10 protein-coding genes are annotated in these 15,463 nt (G+C 62.5%); 5 read left to right on the top strand and 5 right to left on the bottom strand.

The window, feature by feature from the left end; genetic code table 11:
• Positions 1-2: 2 nt before the first annotated feature.
• Positions 3-1,937: a redoxin domain-containing protein gene (locus tag BUS42_RS40955; protein ID WP_074317758.1), complete on the bottom strand. Its 1,935-nt coding sequence runs from the start codon at positions 1,935-1,937 to the stop codon at positions 3-5.
• Between the two features lie 288 nt (positions 1,938-2,225).
• On the opposite strand from BUS42_RS40955, the gene BUS42_RS40950 reads away from it, so the two are divergent.
• The 4 genes from BUS42_RS40950 to BUS42_RS40935 all read left to right on the top strand — a co-directional run bounded on the left by BUS42_RS40950 (position 2,226) and on the right by BUS42_RS40935 (position 8,409).
• Positions 2,226-3,941 (top strand): M28 family metallopeptidase, encoded by a 1,716-nt coding sequence (locus tag BUS42_RS40950; protein ID WP_083671422.1) that lies wholly within the window; start codon positions 2,226-2,228, stop codon positions 3,939-3,941.
• Positions 3,942-4,136: 195 nt separating this feature from the next.
• On the top strand, positions 4,137-5,618 hold the full coding sequence (locus BUS42_RS40945) for a serine hydrolase (protein WP_074317752.1): 1,482 nt from the start codon (positions 4,137-4,139) through the stop codon (positions 5,616-5,618).
• Between the two features lie 910 nt (positions 5,619-6,528).
• Entirely contained in the window at positions 6,529-7,884 is a 1,356-nt protein-coding gene (locus tag BUS42_RS40940) for a hypothetical protein (RefSeq protein WP_074317749.1), read from the top strand.
• 114 nt (positions 7,885-7,998) lie between these two features.
• Positions 7,999-8,409 (top strand): hypothetical protein, encoded by a 411-nt coding sequence (locus BUS42_RS40935; protein ID WP_074317746.1) that lies wholly within the window; start codon positions 7,999-8,001, stop codon positions 8,407-8,409.
• A gap of 288 nt (positions 8,410-8,697) precedes the next feature.
• Here the strand turns inward: BUS42_RS40935 and BUS42_RS40930 are convergent, their stop codons facing one another.
• Positions 8,698-10,056: a hypothetical protein gene (locus BUS42_RS40930; RefSeq protein WP_074317744.1), complete on the bottom strand. Its 1,359-nt coding sequence runs from the start codon at positions 10,054-10,056 to the stop codon at positions 8,698-8,700.
• 69 nt (positions 10,057-10,125) lie between these two features.
• Between BUS42_RS40930 and BUS42_RS40925 the strand changes: the two genes are divergently transcribed.
• Positions 10,126-11,262, top strand: coding sequence for an ArnT family glycosyltransferase (locus BUS42_RS40925; RefSeq protein ID WP_254054129.1), 1,137 nt, complete (start codon positions 10,126-10,128; stop codon positions 11,260-11,262).
• Positions 11,263-11,827: 565 nt separating this feature from the next.
• Here the strand turns inward: BUS42_RS40925 and BUS42_RS40920 are convergent.
• The 3 genes from BUS42_RS40920 to BUS42_RS40905 form a co-directional block, all read right to left on the bottom strand.
• Entirely contained in the window at positions 11,828-12,988 is a 1,161-nt protein-coding gene (locus BUS42_RS40920) for a glycosyltransferase family 4 protein (RefSeq protein ID WP_074317741.1), read from the bottom strand.
• Between the two features lie 711 nt (positions 12,989-13,699).
• Positions 13,700-13,909, bottom strand: coding sequence for a hypothetical protein (locus BUS42_RS40910; protein ID WP_074317947.1), 210 nt, complete (start codon positions 13,907-13,909; stop codon positions 13,700-13,702).
• Positions 13,910-14,065: 156 nt separating this feature from the next.
• Complete coding sequence (locus BUS42_RS40905) at positions 14,066-15,004, bottom strand: DUF1559 domain-containing protein (RefSeq protein WP_074317735.1); 939 nt, start codon at positions 15,002-15,004, stop codon at positions 14,066-14,068.
• Positions 15,005-15,463: the final 459 nt, after the last annotated feature.

Raw genomic sequence — 15,463 nt, 5'->3', positions numbered from 1 at the left:
CTTTAAAGAGCCGTTGAAGGGTGAAATCCATCGATCGACAAATCCGAATCGACGCGAGGCACGGCCGTCGCCCGGTTTCGCTTCGTCCACAAGTGGAGCGACCAGGCCGCACAGGCAAGCAGTGAGACCAACGGCCAGGAATATCGTTTTGCGGCCACTGAGAGGACCTCGACTCGCGTCAGGGGTCGGGTCAGGTCTTGGTCGGCGAGCGCGATGTCGTAAAAACCGTTAAACATTTCTTCCCAGCTCTGCGGACCCGCGAGCACGGTGGCATTCGGATCTGGGTTAGCCGGATTGTCCTTCGAGTTATCGTAGTGCGCGATGCACCGAAGCGTGGTTCCGGCCGGCAATCGCTTCGGTTCCGCCAGCTCGTAACTGTTCTGCCACTGAAAATCGTAGCGGGGAACGTCGAGCAAGGTTTCCACGCGTCCATCGGGAAAGATTGCCTGATAGCGGAAAGATTTCCCTCGAAAATGCATGTGGGGGAACATCGCGAGCAGGACGACGTCGCGCTCGAAGCGGCGCGTATGCTCGACCCGATGATTCGCCGCATGAGGAGGGATCCGAAGCTCCAGGTCGAACATCAGGTTGGTAGCGACTTCCTGTTTCACCGTGGCCGGGTCGGCGAACCGAAGTCCGAGACTCGTCCGGTCCACCTGGACGGTCCCGATCGGTGAGTAATGGACGACGAACACAATCCGCCAGCCCGCGGGGATCCGCTTGGCCATCCCCGCCGGGAAGACCGATGGCGGCGCCCCGGGCGTGGTCGTGGTCAGACAATACGATCCCAACTCCCCCAAACTATCCGCGAAGTCATGGCTTCCCGGTGCCTTCAGGAAAACGTTGCAGTGATGCACAACCTTGCGATTACCCGGCCGGATCTCCGCGGCTCGGATCCACCGATCCTCGCGGAACCCCGGGTCAACCTCGAACGTTTGATATTCGACCACCCCCTGCGCGGGGACGGTGAACGGCGCAGGCATCGAAACCACGAGGTCGGGTTCGGGGATCCGCCAACCGGCCGGGTAGGCGACCGGCTTCGGAAGGTCGGCGGAATCCCCCTCGGGGCAACCGCCTTGGGCCCAGTCCAGAAGCATTCTCTTCTCGTGATCCGTGAGGCGACCATCGTTGGCGAACTTGCCGTAACGCGGGTCGGCGTGCCAGGGGGGCATTCGGCCCGACTCGACCGCTTCGGTGATCGCCCCGGCACGGCGGGCCGCCCCGCGATAGGTCGTGAGCGAAAACGGGCCGATCTGGCCCGAGCGGTGGCAGGATACACAGCGCCGTTCCAGGATCGGCGCGACGTCTCGGCAATAAGTCACCTCCGTCCCCGCGGGCTTCAACCCCGCGGTGGGGCGCGGAATCGGGCAGCCAACCGCCTCGGTCTCGGGCCGGCCGACCTCGCGTCCCTCCAGGAGGTCGTCAAGGGCCGCGATCAAGTCGTGGCTCCGCGCTTCGTCCCGCCTCGAGCCGACTGCGTACCGGTCATCGATTCGCCCGCGGTAGCGGATCCGACGCTGATCGTCGAGCACGACGACCTCAGGCGTTCGCGTAGCACCAAGCTGGGCGACCAGTTCACCTCGGTCGCTCAAAAGTGGAAATTTGATGCCATGCTCCGTCGCGTAGCGGGCGAGTTCGGCCGGACCATCCTCCTCGTCAACCGACACGCCAATGAACCGGACCCCGCGCGGCTGGAATCGGTCAGCCAGGCCGGCCAGCGGGGTCGCATAGAGTTCCGCGACCGGACACCCCGCACGAAGGAAGACCACGCAGACGAGTCGGCGGTTCGACTCATCGCCCAGGGGGCGAACCTCCCCCGGTTCGCGGTCCAACGCGAAGTCGGCGACGGTGGAACCGATCGGCGGCTTCGAAGGCCCGGTTGATTCGCGAATCCCGCCCGCAAAGGACGCCACGGTCAGAAGGAAGATTAGGGGCATTGCCGCATCCGGTCGCTTGAGAACTCAGGAGGCGAGACTTCCTCGCTCACTGACCTCCGGGAACCGCTTGGTGGATCACCCGACTCACTGGGAACCCACCCGCGAGAGCCCAAAACTCTCGCCCAGGGGGAACGTTTCGACTCTCGTTCCCAAGAAGCCTAGATCACGACAGACAAAGCCGACTGGGGAATCGCTCCAGGGGCACGACTTCCGTATCATGGGAAAATCGGCCGACAACCCAACGACGCCCGCCGCCGGCCTGTTCCGGCACATCCTCAAGGAATCGCGATGAGATCCATGACCCGATGGCGCGGAGGACTTGCCATTTGGCTGGCGTTGGTGACAACGGTCACCGCGGCTGAGCCCCTCAAGGACGACGCGGCCGATCCCGCCACGGCCGCCGAGTTGCTCGGCCACATCCAGGTCCTGGCCTCGGATGAGTATGAGGGCCGAGCGCCGGGGACAGCGGGCGAGGAACGAACGGTCAAGTATCTGACCGACCAGTTCCGCAAGCTCGGCTTGAAGCCCGGCAACCCCGATGGGACCTTCGTCCAGGAGGTGCCGCTCACCGGATTTCAGGCGAGCGCGGTTTCAGGCGGGTTCCGGGTCGGGCCTCGGTCGATCGATCTGAAGTACCCGGACGACTGGGTCGCCGTCTCACGACGGATGGCCCAAGAGGTCAAAGTTGAAAACTCCGACGTGATCTTCGTCGGCTACGGGGTCGTCGCGCCTGAGTACGGCTGGGACGACTACAAAGACGTCGACGTTCGTGGCAAGACGATCGTCATGCTGGTCAACGACCCGGCCGTCCCCGACCCCAAAGACCCCACGCAGCTCGACCCCGCGCTGTTCAAGGGGAAGGCAATGACCTACTACGGGCGCTGGACGTATAAATACGAGATCGCTTCGGAGAAGGGAGCCGCGGCCGCCCTGCTGGTCCATGAGACCGGCCCCGCCGGTTATCCCTACTCCGTGGTCGTCGGCAGTTGGGGCCGTGAGAACTTCGATATTCGCCAGGCTGCCGAAGACACGGCACGCGTAGCGGTGGAAGCCTGGATCGGCCTCGAACCGGCCAAACAGCTCTTCGCCGCTAGCGGCCAAGACTTCGATGCCCTCAAAAAAGCAGCCCTCTCGAAGGACTTTCGACCCGTCCCGCTCAACGCCAAGGCGCGTTTTTCCGTCCGAAGCACCATGCGTGAGGTCAAGTCGCGCAACGTGGTCGCGCGACTCGAGGGCGCAGACCCGGAACGGAAGAAGGAGCAAATCATCTACACCGCCCACTGGGATCACCTCGGGCGCGACGATTCGCTGCACGGCGACAAGATCTTCAACGGCGCGGCCGACAACGCTTCCGGAGTGGCCGCGATACTCGAGGTCGCCAAGCTCTTCTCGGAGCTCAAGCCCCCTCCGAAGCGATCGATCTTGTTCCTCGCTCTGACTGCCGAAGAAAAAGGACTCCTGGGCGCGAAATATTATGCGGAGCACCCGCTCTATCCGCTCGCGGAGACGTTGGCCGACATCAATATGGATGTCATCAATCTCTGGGGGCGGACGCGCGACATCACGAGCGTGGGCCTCGGTCAATCAACCCTCGACGACCTCCTCCGTGAGCTCGCCCAGGTCCAGGGTCGCACGGTCATCCCCGACGCCGAACCGGAGAAAGGCCTCTTCTATCGGTCGGATCATTTCGAGTTCGCCAAGCAAGGCGTCCCCGCCTTGAATGTCAAGGCAGGCGTGAGCTACGTCGGCAAGCCCGACGACTTCGGCCGGCTCAAACGCGAGGAATACACCCAGAACGACTATCACAAGGTCAGCGACCAGGTGAAGCCGGACTGGGACCTCAGAGGCGCGGTCGACGACCTGAAACTCGTTAAGGAAGTCGGTCATCGCCTCGCCAACGGCGACCGATTCCCGGAGTGGACGCCGGGTTCCGAGTTTCGCGACCGCCGTGAGGCGATGCTGAAAACCTACGAGTCGACTCGCCCAACGCCACCAAGCCGATGACCCACGGCCCGCCGATTTTTTGCACTTGAAAGCCAACGAAGTGCCGCCTGATCCCGACGAGCTCTCAAGGACCAAGCCGGGTCGCGCGCTCGCAAGGTCTCGTCTCCGGAGAGTGAACATGAAACCTATTGTCTCGCGCATTTCGGCGACACTTCTCTTCATGCTATCATGGGTGGACCAGGGGGGGCAGCGGCGGTGGACATCACCCCCCAGGGTGTCAAGGGGGTGCTTCCCGAACTGGATCGGCTCGTGGAACATACTTTGAAGCAGACCGGCGTGCCCGGCATGGCCGTCGCCATTGTCTGCAAGGATCAGGTAATCCATCTCAAGGGCTACGGGATCCGAGAGTCGGGCAAATCAGCGCGGGTCGATGCCGACACGGTCTTCCAGCTCGCGTCGCTCTCAAAGCCGATCGCCTCGACGGTGCTGGCCTTCTTGGTCGGCAAGGAGCTCATTCACTGGGACGACCGCGTAATCGATCACGACCCCGGTTTTCGCCTCGCCGACCCCTTCGTCACGCGTGAGGTCACGCTCCGCGACCTGCTCTGTCACCGGAGCGGCTTGCCAGACCACGCAGGAGATCTTCTGGAAGACCTGGGCTACGAGCGGGCTGAGGTTCTGCGCCGGTTGCGTTTTGAGAAGCCGGAGAGCCGCTTTCGCACGCACTTCGCCTACACAAACTTTGGCTACACGGAAGCGGGACTCGCCGGCGCGCGGGCGGCCGGGACGGCCTGGGAAGACCTCGCCGCCGACAAGCTCTTCCGTCCCCTGGGCATGAAGTCGTCGAGCTTTCGGTTCGCGGACTACGCGGCAGCCGAGAACCGCGCCTCGCTGCACGTCCGCGCCGGCGGCCAATGGGTCGCCCGGTACACCCGCCAGCCCGACGCCCAGTCCCCGGCCGGCGGTGCCAGTTCGACGGTACGCGACCTCTCCCATTGGCTGCGTCTGCAACTCGGCGGCGGCAAGTTTGCAGGCGAGCAAGTCGTCGCGGCCAACGCCCTGGCAGAGACGCACCGGCCCCAGATCATCAGCCACCCGCCGGAGGACCCGACGACCGACCGAGCCGGCTTCTACTGCCTCGGCTGGAACGTGAATTATGACGCCGACGGCCGGGTCCGGTTGGGCCACTCGGGCGCATTCGACCTGGGCGCTGCGACTACGGTTTCCTTACTGCCGGCCGAAAGCCTCGGTATCGTTGTCCTGACCAACGCGGCGCCGATCGGCGTACCCGAGGCGGTCTGTGCGAGCTTCTTCGACCTGGTGCTGAAAGGAAAAATCGAGAAAGACTGGCTCGCGATGTTCCAGCCGATTTTCGCCTCCCTGGCCAAGCCCGCTTACGGTACGGCGACCGTCGATTCCATGCCCCCCGCGCCGAAGTTGCCGCCACTGCCCTCGGTAGCCTATCTCGGCAGCTACCGCAATGACAACTTCGGCGACCTCGAAGTGCGAGAGCAGGACGGGTCACTGCGGCTCTCGATCGGTCAAACAATGAACACGTTTGCATTGCGGCACCGCGACCGCGACGTGTTCACATACCAGCCGGAAGGTGAAATGGCCGGCGGCCCGAGCGCGGTGACGTTCTGGGTCGTCCCGGACCGGAAAGCGGCTCGAGTCGTGATCGAGAATCTCGACATCCGGGGCCAGGGCACGTTCACACGCCAGCCGAAACCGGAGTGACAGAGCGAAACAGGTTGCAGGGCAACCTGTTCGGAAGCCCGCGTCGAGGGAACTCACACCGCGATCGCCGAAAAGGGGGGGGGGGTATTGCCAATCCTCGAAGATCTCTCAGTCTCCGGCACGGTGTGTCCGCGGTACGTCGCCCTCTCGAACCAGGCGGGGCGAGCCACCAACAAAACAAAAAATATCGGCATTTCAATCAATAAATTTACATGTTTTGATCGCAAAAACCGGGTTTCTACTCATGGGTTGAGTCCAACCTGTGATCGGGATCACCCCATAGAATCCCTGACTCCTCCAGCGGTTTTCCGTCGGAGACGGATGGCGCACGTCCTCGCCGTTTTTAGCACTAACAGGGCGGCCTAAGTCAACCCGGGCCAAAAACAATTCAACTCTCTACATTTCAAAACACAAACCACCCAAAGACGGTCTAACCCAAGCGATCGTCCTCTGAGAGACTATCACAATGCCCTGTGGGCGGGCGGGGCGAATGCGGTTCCAGGGAGCAACCGTTCATTCGACGAATGGGTTACCCGAGCATACAATTGCCATTTTTCTCTTTTTCTGTGGCAATTTTAGAACCAGTGAGCTTAATAGATCATAATCGTCTGAAATGGCTTGTCTTGACAGATCCGTTGTTCAAGACGTGAGATCGACGATTGTTCCATGAATTCATCGGTGGCTGATGAAACGCGGCTCGCCTTGGCCGGGAGCGAAGCCGTCACACTCGATGACCGCGCAAACGGGCAAGTCCGGCAGACCTCACTTGCCGATTGGATCTCCCCCGAGTTGGCGGGTTTGGCATGTGTTGCCACGAAACAAGCATCTATGTAGGTCCCACAACAATCTTAGGAGGTGGATAATGAGAGGGTCTCGCTTGATATCCGTGGTCTGTACGGCGAAGGGTTCGATGACCGTCGTTACCGCTTACTTGACGATTCTGGCCCTGGTTCCCATGGCGTGGGGACAGATGCCCACTCCGGTCATCAACCAACCGCAGGTCCCGGCGGATGTTTCGATCCCCGGAGGGTCCCCGGGGAATCCGATCGCATTCTTCGATGATTACTCGTGGCGGGCCTTCATCGCCGTGGTCTGGCCGGCTTTGAAAAACCAACGGGGCAAGCCCGATCCGAGCCAGACGGTCGACGGAGCCGGGCCCCGGGTGTTCGAGACGTACAAATCGTTGGCGGAAGTATTCCACTCCGACGGGTCGGCGCCCACGGCCTGGAACCAATTCGACTCGCCCCAGTACAACCCCTGCGGAGTGACTGAATCCTGGGGCGATCTGACGCTCGGCTCGTTCTCGAAATTCAGCAACCTTGGTCAGGCGGGGTTCGGAACTCTGGTCGGTCCCCTGCTCGTGCAGAACACCACCTCTGTTCGATTCCAGACAGCCTACAATGAGACCGAGTTCAACCAGATCCGCAACCAGAAATGGTATCTGCGGAGCAACCTGCCGACGCCGCCAGCCACGGTCACGTTCGACGACGGCGCACTCGACGTGAAGGCCGCCTGGATCGATATGACCAACATTCCCCATCCCGAGCGGTATTACACCCGCACGGCAAGCATGCTCGACCCGGTCTCGGGCCAGTGCGCAACGACAAAGGTGGGACTCGTCGGGCTGCACATCGTCCAGAAAACACCGAGCCGACCGCAGTGGATCTGGACGACGTTCGAGCACGTGGACAACGTCCCGCCGGCCCAGCCCGGCGCGCCCGGGACGTTCACGTTCAACGACGGCACCAGCTCGCCCATGCCCGCAACGAACCCCTACTCACTCTCCCAGGTGCTTTTGGCACCGACACCGCCCCCGTTCAACGTGACCCGGGTCAAGCCAATCCACGATTCCACGCAAACGACGAATGCCGCGTACCACGCCGCGCTCCCACCCGACTCCGTCTGGCGGTACTACGACCTCGTGATGACTCAGTGGCCCCTCCAACCGAATAGCCCAACCACTCCCGGGACCGCGCCCAATACGTTCCCCGGGTTGCCCGCGCCAAACAACACCACAGCGTTCGCAAATACGACGCTCGAGACGTTCGAGCAAGGCTCCGTGTTCACGGGGTGCATGGCCTGCCACAACGCAACGATGAAGCCCACCGACTTCGTTTGGTCGCTCAACGACCACGCGTTCCCCGCCAGTTCCTCGACCCCCAACCTGCTCATGAATAACCCGGCATTTCGGGCGCTGCGCGACACGCTCCAGCAGAGTAAGAATCTGAACGAGCGCGAGGCGGCCGCGAAGCGACAGCAACCGTGAGCATGCCGCTGGTCGACCGATCAGCTTCTCCCAACATGGGCGTTCCAACGACCGTGAACCTTACTCGGACCCGGATCCGTTTGACCCTCGACCCGAGCTAACGAGAGAATACTCATGGCAATCGTATTCGCCGACGTCCAAAATTTGCTCGACGCGATCCTAGCCAAGAGTACATGGGCCCAGGGCGCTCATCCGCCGCTGCACCCCCAGCCTCACGGAGCCTTCTGGCGTCAGACCGGGGACTACGACCAGGACTATTCCCTGTTCACGACCGGCGAGGTCCCAAACGTCGGGATCCCGATCATGAACACCTCCGTGGGCCAAGGACTTCAGTCCAACTTCTATGTCATCCTCACGAACCCCAATGGACTGGCAGACGACGGCATCCCGCAGATGCCGGGTGGCCCCGGCGGCCCCTACCTTACTGACTCCGGCTACGAGGCGGACGTCGCGGGCACGACGATGACTGGCCAGCAGATTCAGGAAGCACTTGCCAGTTGGCTAACCAACGGCTTTCCCAAATGAGCCGGCCCCTGCTGTCGCCTCGCAAGTGCGTGGCCTCTCCAACGGTCTACCGTCGAATGGCGCCGGTCCTGTGACGCGAGCTTCCCGCCTTTGCCGGTCCCGCAGGGACCGGCAAAGGCGGGATCATCTTGCTAGCGAACGTTCGCGTGGGCGGGTTGGCAACGCTTTGTTGAGGCGACCGCGTGCTCCATCGTTATGGTAAACCGCCGAAGGATCAATTAGTAAAGTGATGTGCGCATTCTGCAATTCCGAAGAGACTTCAAGGAACCCAAGGAGTGGCCCCCTTCGCTATCTCTGGTAACTGCTCCAGGGATAGATCACCCCGTTTTGAAGCAATCGCAGAGCGGGGTCGGTCGCAACCCGCCGTTCAATTCGGCTCCAAGGATCACGCAGGCCCGCCACGCCGTAGAGGCTTCCGACCACCAGAAGGATGACGAAGCCGGCCCACGCGAGCTTGCTCTTCAACCGACTGACTCCGGCCACGGCGAAGAAGTAACAAGCGGGAGTGATCGCGAGTAGGTGCCGGGTTCCGAATGACTGACCCGCGTAGTCGGTTCGCCGGACGCCCCAAACATAGTAGACGACGAGCACGCCGACCATTCCACCGACGGCCAGCGCCAACGGCCGGAGCGGGTCGTCCCGTCGCGCAAGCGCCGAACCGAGACCGATCGCAGCGAACGCAAGGACCGGTGTCACCGTGATCCAGCCTTGTGGTCCGAACAGCAACTCGAGGGCGAACCGCCAGCGGGGTCCTGTCTCCTTCCAGACCCCGGCCGTCGCCCAGTACGATCCAGGATAGTCAAACGCATCGGGATACATCTCGACCGGCAACGGGGTTCCGGTCACGAGCGGCTGGAGCACGCAATGGAAGAGTAAGGGGAGGCAAGCTCCCGCCAGAAACGACCAGGGCATCGTGCGCGAGCGAAGCGTCAGCCAGACGCTCAGCGCCACCAGCAAGACTCCCCCCATCGGGAGGTCGACGGTCGCCGTCAGGCCGGCAAGTAAACCCGCGAGCGCTCGGCGAAGCGGCACACGCTTGTGCTCGGGATCCTCGAGCAACGTCAGTGCCAGGGCACCCGTGACAAGTCCGGCCGCGACACTGTGGTTATTGAAGGTGACCCCATACGCCAGCAACAGCGAGCCGAACCCGAAACCGAGCGTCAAGCCATCGGCGACCCAGGGCGCGATCGGAATGGTCTGGAGGAGTTGACGAAGCCAGACCAGGGTCAAGGCCGACGCCACCCCGACGATGCTCACCACCAGAACCCAGTTGGCGACCACGAACTCAGACATCGAACCGCTGAATCGCACACCTGACTGGTAGACAACCGCGTAGACGGCCGCTCCAATCGCCGACAGAACGGGGGGCTTGTCGGAATAGAGGTGACGGCCGAACCGGACCAGGTCCGGGGTGCCGCTGGCGGCCCGCAGCGGCGACGACTCCACGGACAGCGTCCCACGCTCCACGATCCCCTCGATCGTCATGTACCGCGAAGAAACGTTCCCGCTGATCTTGGGTGAGAATGCGAGCGGCACCAGGGCGAGCCAATAAACCACTCCGAGCAGCCAGGGCCGAGCGGGGTGGACGCGAGCGACGATGGGCGAAACCCATCGCGGCGGATTCAGGTTCCGGATAAACTTTTCCATGACGATCCCTTGAGATGTCGAGGCCCGCCCGACATCCGATCTTAACACGGCGAAACGAACATCGACACCGTGACAGACATCAAACCGGCCCGTACCCCGCGTTGGTCCTTGCTCGTCCTCGCGGGCCTCCTCATCTTCGACGTCTGGCTCCGCGGACACACCTTCGGCCCGACCTTGCGCGATCGCTTCGGCCTCGATCTCTGGCCCGTCTCAGGCGCGGAGGCCGAGCCGCTCGACTGCGACGAGGCGGCCTACGCCTACATCGGCCGCCGGATCGACCAAGGCGCAGTGATGTATCGCGACCTGACCGAGAACAAGCCGCCCGGGGGCTACTGGCTCTATGCCCTGGCCCTGGCGATCGGCGGGTCTGACGAGCTGACGGTTCGCGTCATGCCGATCCCGATCATCCTGGCGACGATCACCTTGGTCTGGTGGCTCGGCCTGAGGCTCCGAGGACCGGGCGCGGCCTGTCTGGCGGCGTTCCTCTACGCCGTCGCGAGTACCGACCCCTACCTCTACGGCAACGGCGCGAACTTCGAGCACGCGATCAACCTCTTCGCCATCGCGTCGGTCGCGGCCCTCATCGCCGCCATCGATCGCGGAAGTCGACGCTTGCTGTTTGCCTCGGGTGTTTGCCTGGGAATCGCCTGCCTGTTCAAGCAGGTGGTGATCCTGCATGGCCCCGTGCTCGCGATTGGCCTGCTCTGTCAGGCGCGACCGTTCCGGGACCGCCTGAAGGACGTAATCACCCTGGCGGCTGGATTCGTGTTGATCTGGGGATCGGCCGCCTTGATCCTGGTGCTCCAGGGAGCGGGCACGTCAGCCTACGAGGACATCTTCCAATACGGCCGCGCACTGGCCACCGACACTCCGGCCGAACCCAACGCACCTCCGTTCTGGATGCGCTGGGTGACCGGAAATGCCGACCCGTCGGGGCATCTCCCCCCCCGTTTGGAAAGACCGACTACCTCGTCTGGTGGGGGTCGGGAACCTGGCCGTTCTGGCTCGCGGGCCTCCCCTCGGTCATCGCGTTGGGGTTCACGAGTACCTCGACAATGGCCAGGCGGCTGGTCGCGGCCTGGACGATCTCAGCCTGGATCCAGGTCGCACTCCCCGGCCTCTTCTGGCAGCACTATTACCTGCTTCCCCTGCCCGGCCTGGCGGTCGTGGTGGCGGTTCACCTCGCCGATTCGGTGTCGCGAATGATGGCGGGAGGGGTCCGTGCCGTCGGTTGGGCGGCCTGGGTCCTCTTACTTTGCCTGGCCCTGGTCTGGACGGTCCGAATCCAGGTGCGCGACTACTTGATGACTCCCCCCGAGATGCTGACCGTCCAGTTCAAAGGGGGCGGACAATGGGTGGTGCTCCGCGACCTCGGTCGCGACCTCGCGGCGCGCTCCGCGCTCTGGACCGACGCCCCTCAACTCTACATCTGGGGCTGGCAGAGTCCGCTCTTCTTCTACTCCGGCCTCGATGCCACCTCGCGCCACTTCTTCGTCGACAACCTCCTCAAAGCGTACGCGAATTCCAATCACCCCTTGATCCGGCCTCGGATCGACCGAATCATGCGCGACCTCCACGCTCATCCCCCGGCCTTGATCTTTGTGGGCTACCCCCCGTTCCCCGAGTTGCAGACCTTCCTCCGCGAGCGCTACCTCCCCTCACACCTCGTCGGGAACGAAGCGCAAGGCTACCCGCTCTGGGTGGAGCGGGCGAAATACCGCGAATTCGAAACCTACCACTCGCCGGCGCGGCCCCGCTGAACACGCTCGATTTATGAGGCCAGCACAGGTGAGAGATCCTGGGGTGTTACTTCGCTGATGATCTTCTCATAGCGTTGGCGGAGCAACTCCATGACGGCATCCCAGCTTTTCCCCACCGCAAAAGCGCGAGCCGACTGCGCGAGCCGTTGCCGCAGCGCCACATCGTCGACCAGTTCGATCAGGGTCTCGGCAAACTGCTCCGGAGATTGGTCGGGCTCGAGCAAGAAGCCGTTGACCCCTGGCTGGACGATGTTGCCCACCCCCCCTGCCCTGAGCGCCACGACGGGAAGGCCCGAGGCCATCGCTTCGAGAATGACGTTGCCGAAGGTTTCGGTCAGGCTCGAGAAGGCGAAGACGTCGGCGGCCGCATAGTGATCGGCCAGGTCGTCGCCACTCCGATAGCCAACGAACCGGGCTTGCCCGCCGATCTTCGACTCGAGGTCGGCCCGCGCCGGTCCGTCGCCAACCAGCAGGAACCGCGCGTGGGGGCGAGCGGCGGCCACGCGCTCGAACGCCTCGACCAGGTAGGCAACGTTCTTCTCGACGGCCAATCGACTCACATAGCCAAGCACCACATCCTCCGGCTCGAATCCGAGGTCGGCCCTGATTCGCGCTCGCCCCGGGCGATCGGAACGAAACAAGTGGCTATCGACGCCGCGTGGCCAGAGCACCAAGCGCTCAAACCCGCGCTCTTCCAACTCCGCAATGGTGGTTAACGACGGAACGTAGGTTTCCAGGGTCCGATTGTGGAACCAGCGAAGATAGCGCCAGATCGTCCCCTTCGCCCAGCCGACCCGATAGTGATGGCTGTACTGGTCGAAGTTGGTGTGAAAACTCGAGACCACCGGAATGTTGCGCCGCCTGGCGTGACCGAGGAGGCTCAAGCCCAGGGTCGCCTCGGTGGCGATATGGATCAGGTCGGGGCGAAATTCGTCGATCCGCCGGTGGATCTTGCCGAACGGCGGCAGCGGCAGGCGGAGTTCCCTGTAGAACGGCAGAGGCCAGGCCCGAACCAGGAGCGTCCGATCCTCGTTGGGTTCGACGCCATAGTCGGGATGAATGAGTTGGACCTCATCCCCCGCCTCGCCGAGGTAACGGACAAGCTGTCCGAGCGTGCGTGAGACGCCGTTGACTTGAGGATAGTAGGTCTCGGTGACGACGGTCACTCGCATGGATCACTCACTCGCAACGAGCGAAATTCCACAAAGGACGCCAAAGAGGAGGCCGATTCCCGCCAGGTGCCCAACGGACTGCCTCAGTCCGTCGACCGCACGGACGAACAAGTGTGCTGCATTTTACGGAATCTCCAAGTCGGAACGCGAGTCCGAGCGTTCGAATCGATCGGACAGCCACGAATTCACGGGGCGAGCCCCTCCTCCGACACGACCAAACCGCCCGGACATGTTCCGCGGCGTGATCGGCAGGACGCAGGACATGAGCCCACGGATTCGCGACGCAGACGTCACAAGGTCATTTGGCAAGGAGATCGGAATCCTGGGCCGTAAAGCATCGCCGAACCCGTGATGAATCCATCCACGATCTGCGATCGATCGGCGGTCAGGATCGGATTCGTCCCGTCGGGTGGGCACGGCCCACCTTCCCTTATCTCTTTGCCAAAATGGAGGTTAAGAGGTGGGCCGTGGGCGGTGCCCACCCTACGGGGTTCGTCGGCCCATCGATAACGCCACGGCTGATCGCGCCGAAGAAGGGGGAACGGGTGGGGTGAAGCGTGAGCCAATGGGTGGACTGGCTCGGCCACTCGGTGTTCCTGACAGGCAGGGGTCGCGCCCCGCCCATCCGGAGAGAGGGAGGGCGGCGGCCGCGGTGAAACGGGGATTGGCGACGGAGGCGGAGTGGGATAACGAGATGGCGTGAGGTGAGATTCAGGGCCCGCGACGTTCGCCCACTTTCGGGAATGAGGCGGGTTTCGGTTTCTTATTGTCAGCCGGTGAATCGACCTTGGGGAACGGCTTCGAGGCCAGGGCCGGGTCAGGAGTCAACTCGGGCTCCTTGCTGCCGCAGCCCGTGAGCAAACCGAGAACGAGCGCTTGACCGCCCACCACGGCGCGACACCAGGTCGTGCGCGTCATCATCGTTACCTCTCCAAACGAACTTGAGGATTCCAGAAATCGACCACGGGAGGCGCAGGTCGAGGCGCCACCCATGATTTCCAAGTCGAAAAGGCCCGCCATTCGGAAACAGAACGGCCCGTTCGTCCCGAGCCGACTCCAACACGGCAGTCGCCCGACTCAGAGCGAGCTGGCGTCGATCACCTCGCCGCCACTCATCGTACCGAGGGCCCGCCAGGTCTGCAGCGAGATCGTGTCCTTGTAGAACTTAACCGAGCCGTCACCCATCGCCGCGTTCACGCCGCCCGAGTGGAAGCTTCGCGCCGCATTAAACGACACGGTGGGAGTTGCACTGGTGGAATCGACGCAGGGCGGGTTGGTCGCGTTCGGATAAAGGCAGTAGCCCTGCATCCGATCAGGAATCTGCTTCGAGTTCGGCGACGAGTAGGAGTTAAAATAAAAGCAGTTATGATCATCATTATAGAGATCGCCCCGGTGGTCGGAATTGACACCGTTGTTCGCCCCGACGATGATTTCCGACAACAGCAGGGTATTGCTCGTGCCGTCGATCATGTCGCGAAGGCCGGCCGATTTGTTCAAGCTGAACGGAGCGGCCTGGTAGTACACATCAGGCTGCCCCGTAAGCTGGAGTGGGTTGCCCCCCCGATCCTGGTCGAAATGCGTGTTCCCAAAGTTGACCATGTAGTCGGCCTTGGCACGAGGGTAGGCGGAGGAAGGCTCTTCCAACGCCGAGCTGTTGACGTCCGAGGGGCAGTCAAACACGTTGACAGCCGTCCGAATGATTGTCGTGTTCTGGGGCTGGTAGAAGTCAGTGGTAAAATTGATCGCGTTATAGAGAGCGGTCTGCTCAATGTTGGCGAAGATGCTGAACGCCCAGGTCCGCCTCGGTCCGCTCTGGCGGCCGATTGGGAACGAGCCGTTCACGTCGTGGTAGTTGTGCATCCCAAGCGCGAGCTGCTTGAGGTTGTTGACGCACTGAGACCGGCGGGCGGCCTCGCGGGCGGCCTGCACGGCCGGCAGGAGCAAGGCGATCAGTACCGCGATGATGGCGATCACCACGAGAAGCTCAATGAGCGTGAAACCGCGGCGGCTCTTCATAATTGCGTCCCTTTCTCTCTTCTGATGAGTCAATAACGACATGAGGCCGCTCGATCACCTGGACCCCGGAAGTGAAACATTCCGGATGAGGCCGCTCGATCACCTGGACCCCGGAAGTGAAACACTTCGGTTGATAGGCTGGAGTACGTCGGGCGAACCAATTTCGAAGGCGATAAAAAAAAAGAGCTGATCGGAGCGTTCGCTCGATCGCGCCGATCCGAGGAACCCAGGTTCACCAACGCAGAAATCGAGTTCGGCCAAGGTGGGTGGTGGGGGGTTTTAGATTATACACCTGCCTAATCGACAAAACTAGCCTGGATTCGACCCGGAGTGTGTTGAATTGAACCGGACGATCACGTATTTCCTCATGATCGAATCGTGACAACCCGCTTCGACTTCGACGCTGAGGAATCCGTCGGATGGCTACGATGTGCCCCTCGCACGAACGCAACCTTTCCA

Source organism: Singulisphaera sp. GP187 (genome assembly GCF_900129635.1).
In the GTDB taxonomy this organism is placed as follows: Bacteria; Planctomycetota; Planctomycetia; order Isosphaerales; family Isosphaeraceae; genus Singulisphaera.
This window is presented reverse-complemented; position numbering and strand designations above follow the sequence as displayed.

Excerpts from the sequence above, each read along its gene's own strand:
- BUS42_RS40955 (WP_074317758.1), bottom strand. The coding sequence starts at position 1,937 with ATGCCCCTAATCTTCCTTCTGACCGTGGCGTCCTTTGCGGGCGGGATT.
- BUS42_RS40950 (WP_083671422.1), top strand. The coding sequence starts at position 2,226 with ATGAGATCCATGACCCGATGGCGCGGAGGACTTGCCATTTGGCTGGCG.
- BUS42_RS40940 (WP_074317749.1), top strand. The coding sequence starts at position 6,529 with ATGACCGTCGTTACCGCTTACTTGACGATTCTGGCCCTGGTTCCCATG.
- BUS42_RS40935 (WP_074317746.1), top strand. The coding sequence starts at position 7,999 with ATGGCAATCGTATTCGCCGACGTCCAAAATTTGCTCGACGCGATCCTA.
- BUS42_RS40930 (WP_074317744.1), bottom strand. The coding sequence starts at position 10,056 with ATGGAAAAGTTTATCCGGAACCTGAATCCGCCGCGATGGGTTTCGCCC.
- BUS42_RS40920 (WP_074317741.1), bottom strand. The coding sequence starts at position 12,988 with ATGCGAGTGACCGTCGTCACCGAGACCTACTATCCTCAAGTCAACGGC.
- BUS42_RS40910 (WP_074317947.1), bottom strand. The coding sequence starts at position 13,909 with ATGATGACGCGCACGACCTGGTGTCGCGCCGTGGTGGGCGGTCAAGCG.
- BUS42_RS40905 (WP_074317735.1), bottom strand. The coding sequence starts at position 15,004 with ATGAAGAGCCGCCGCGGTTTCACGCTCATTGAGCTTCTCGTGGTGATC.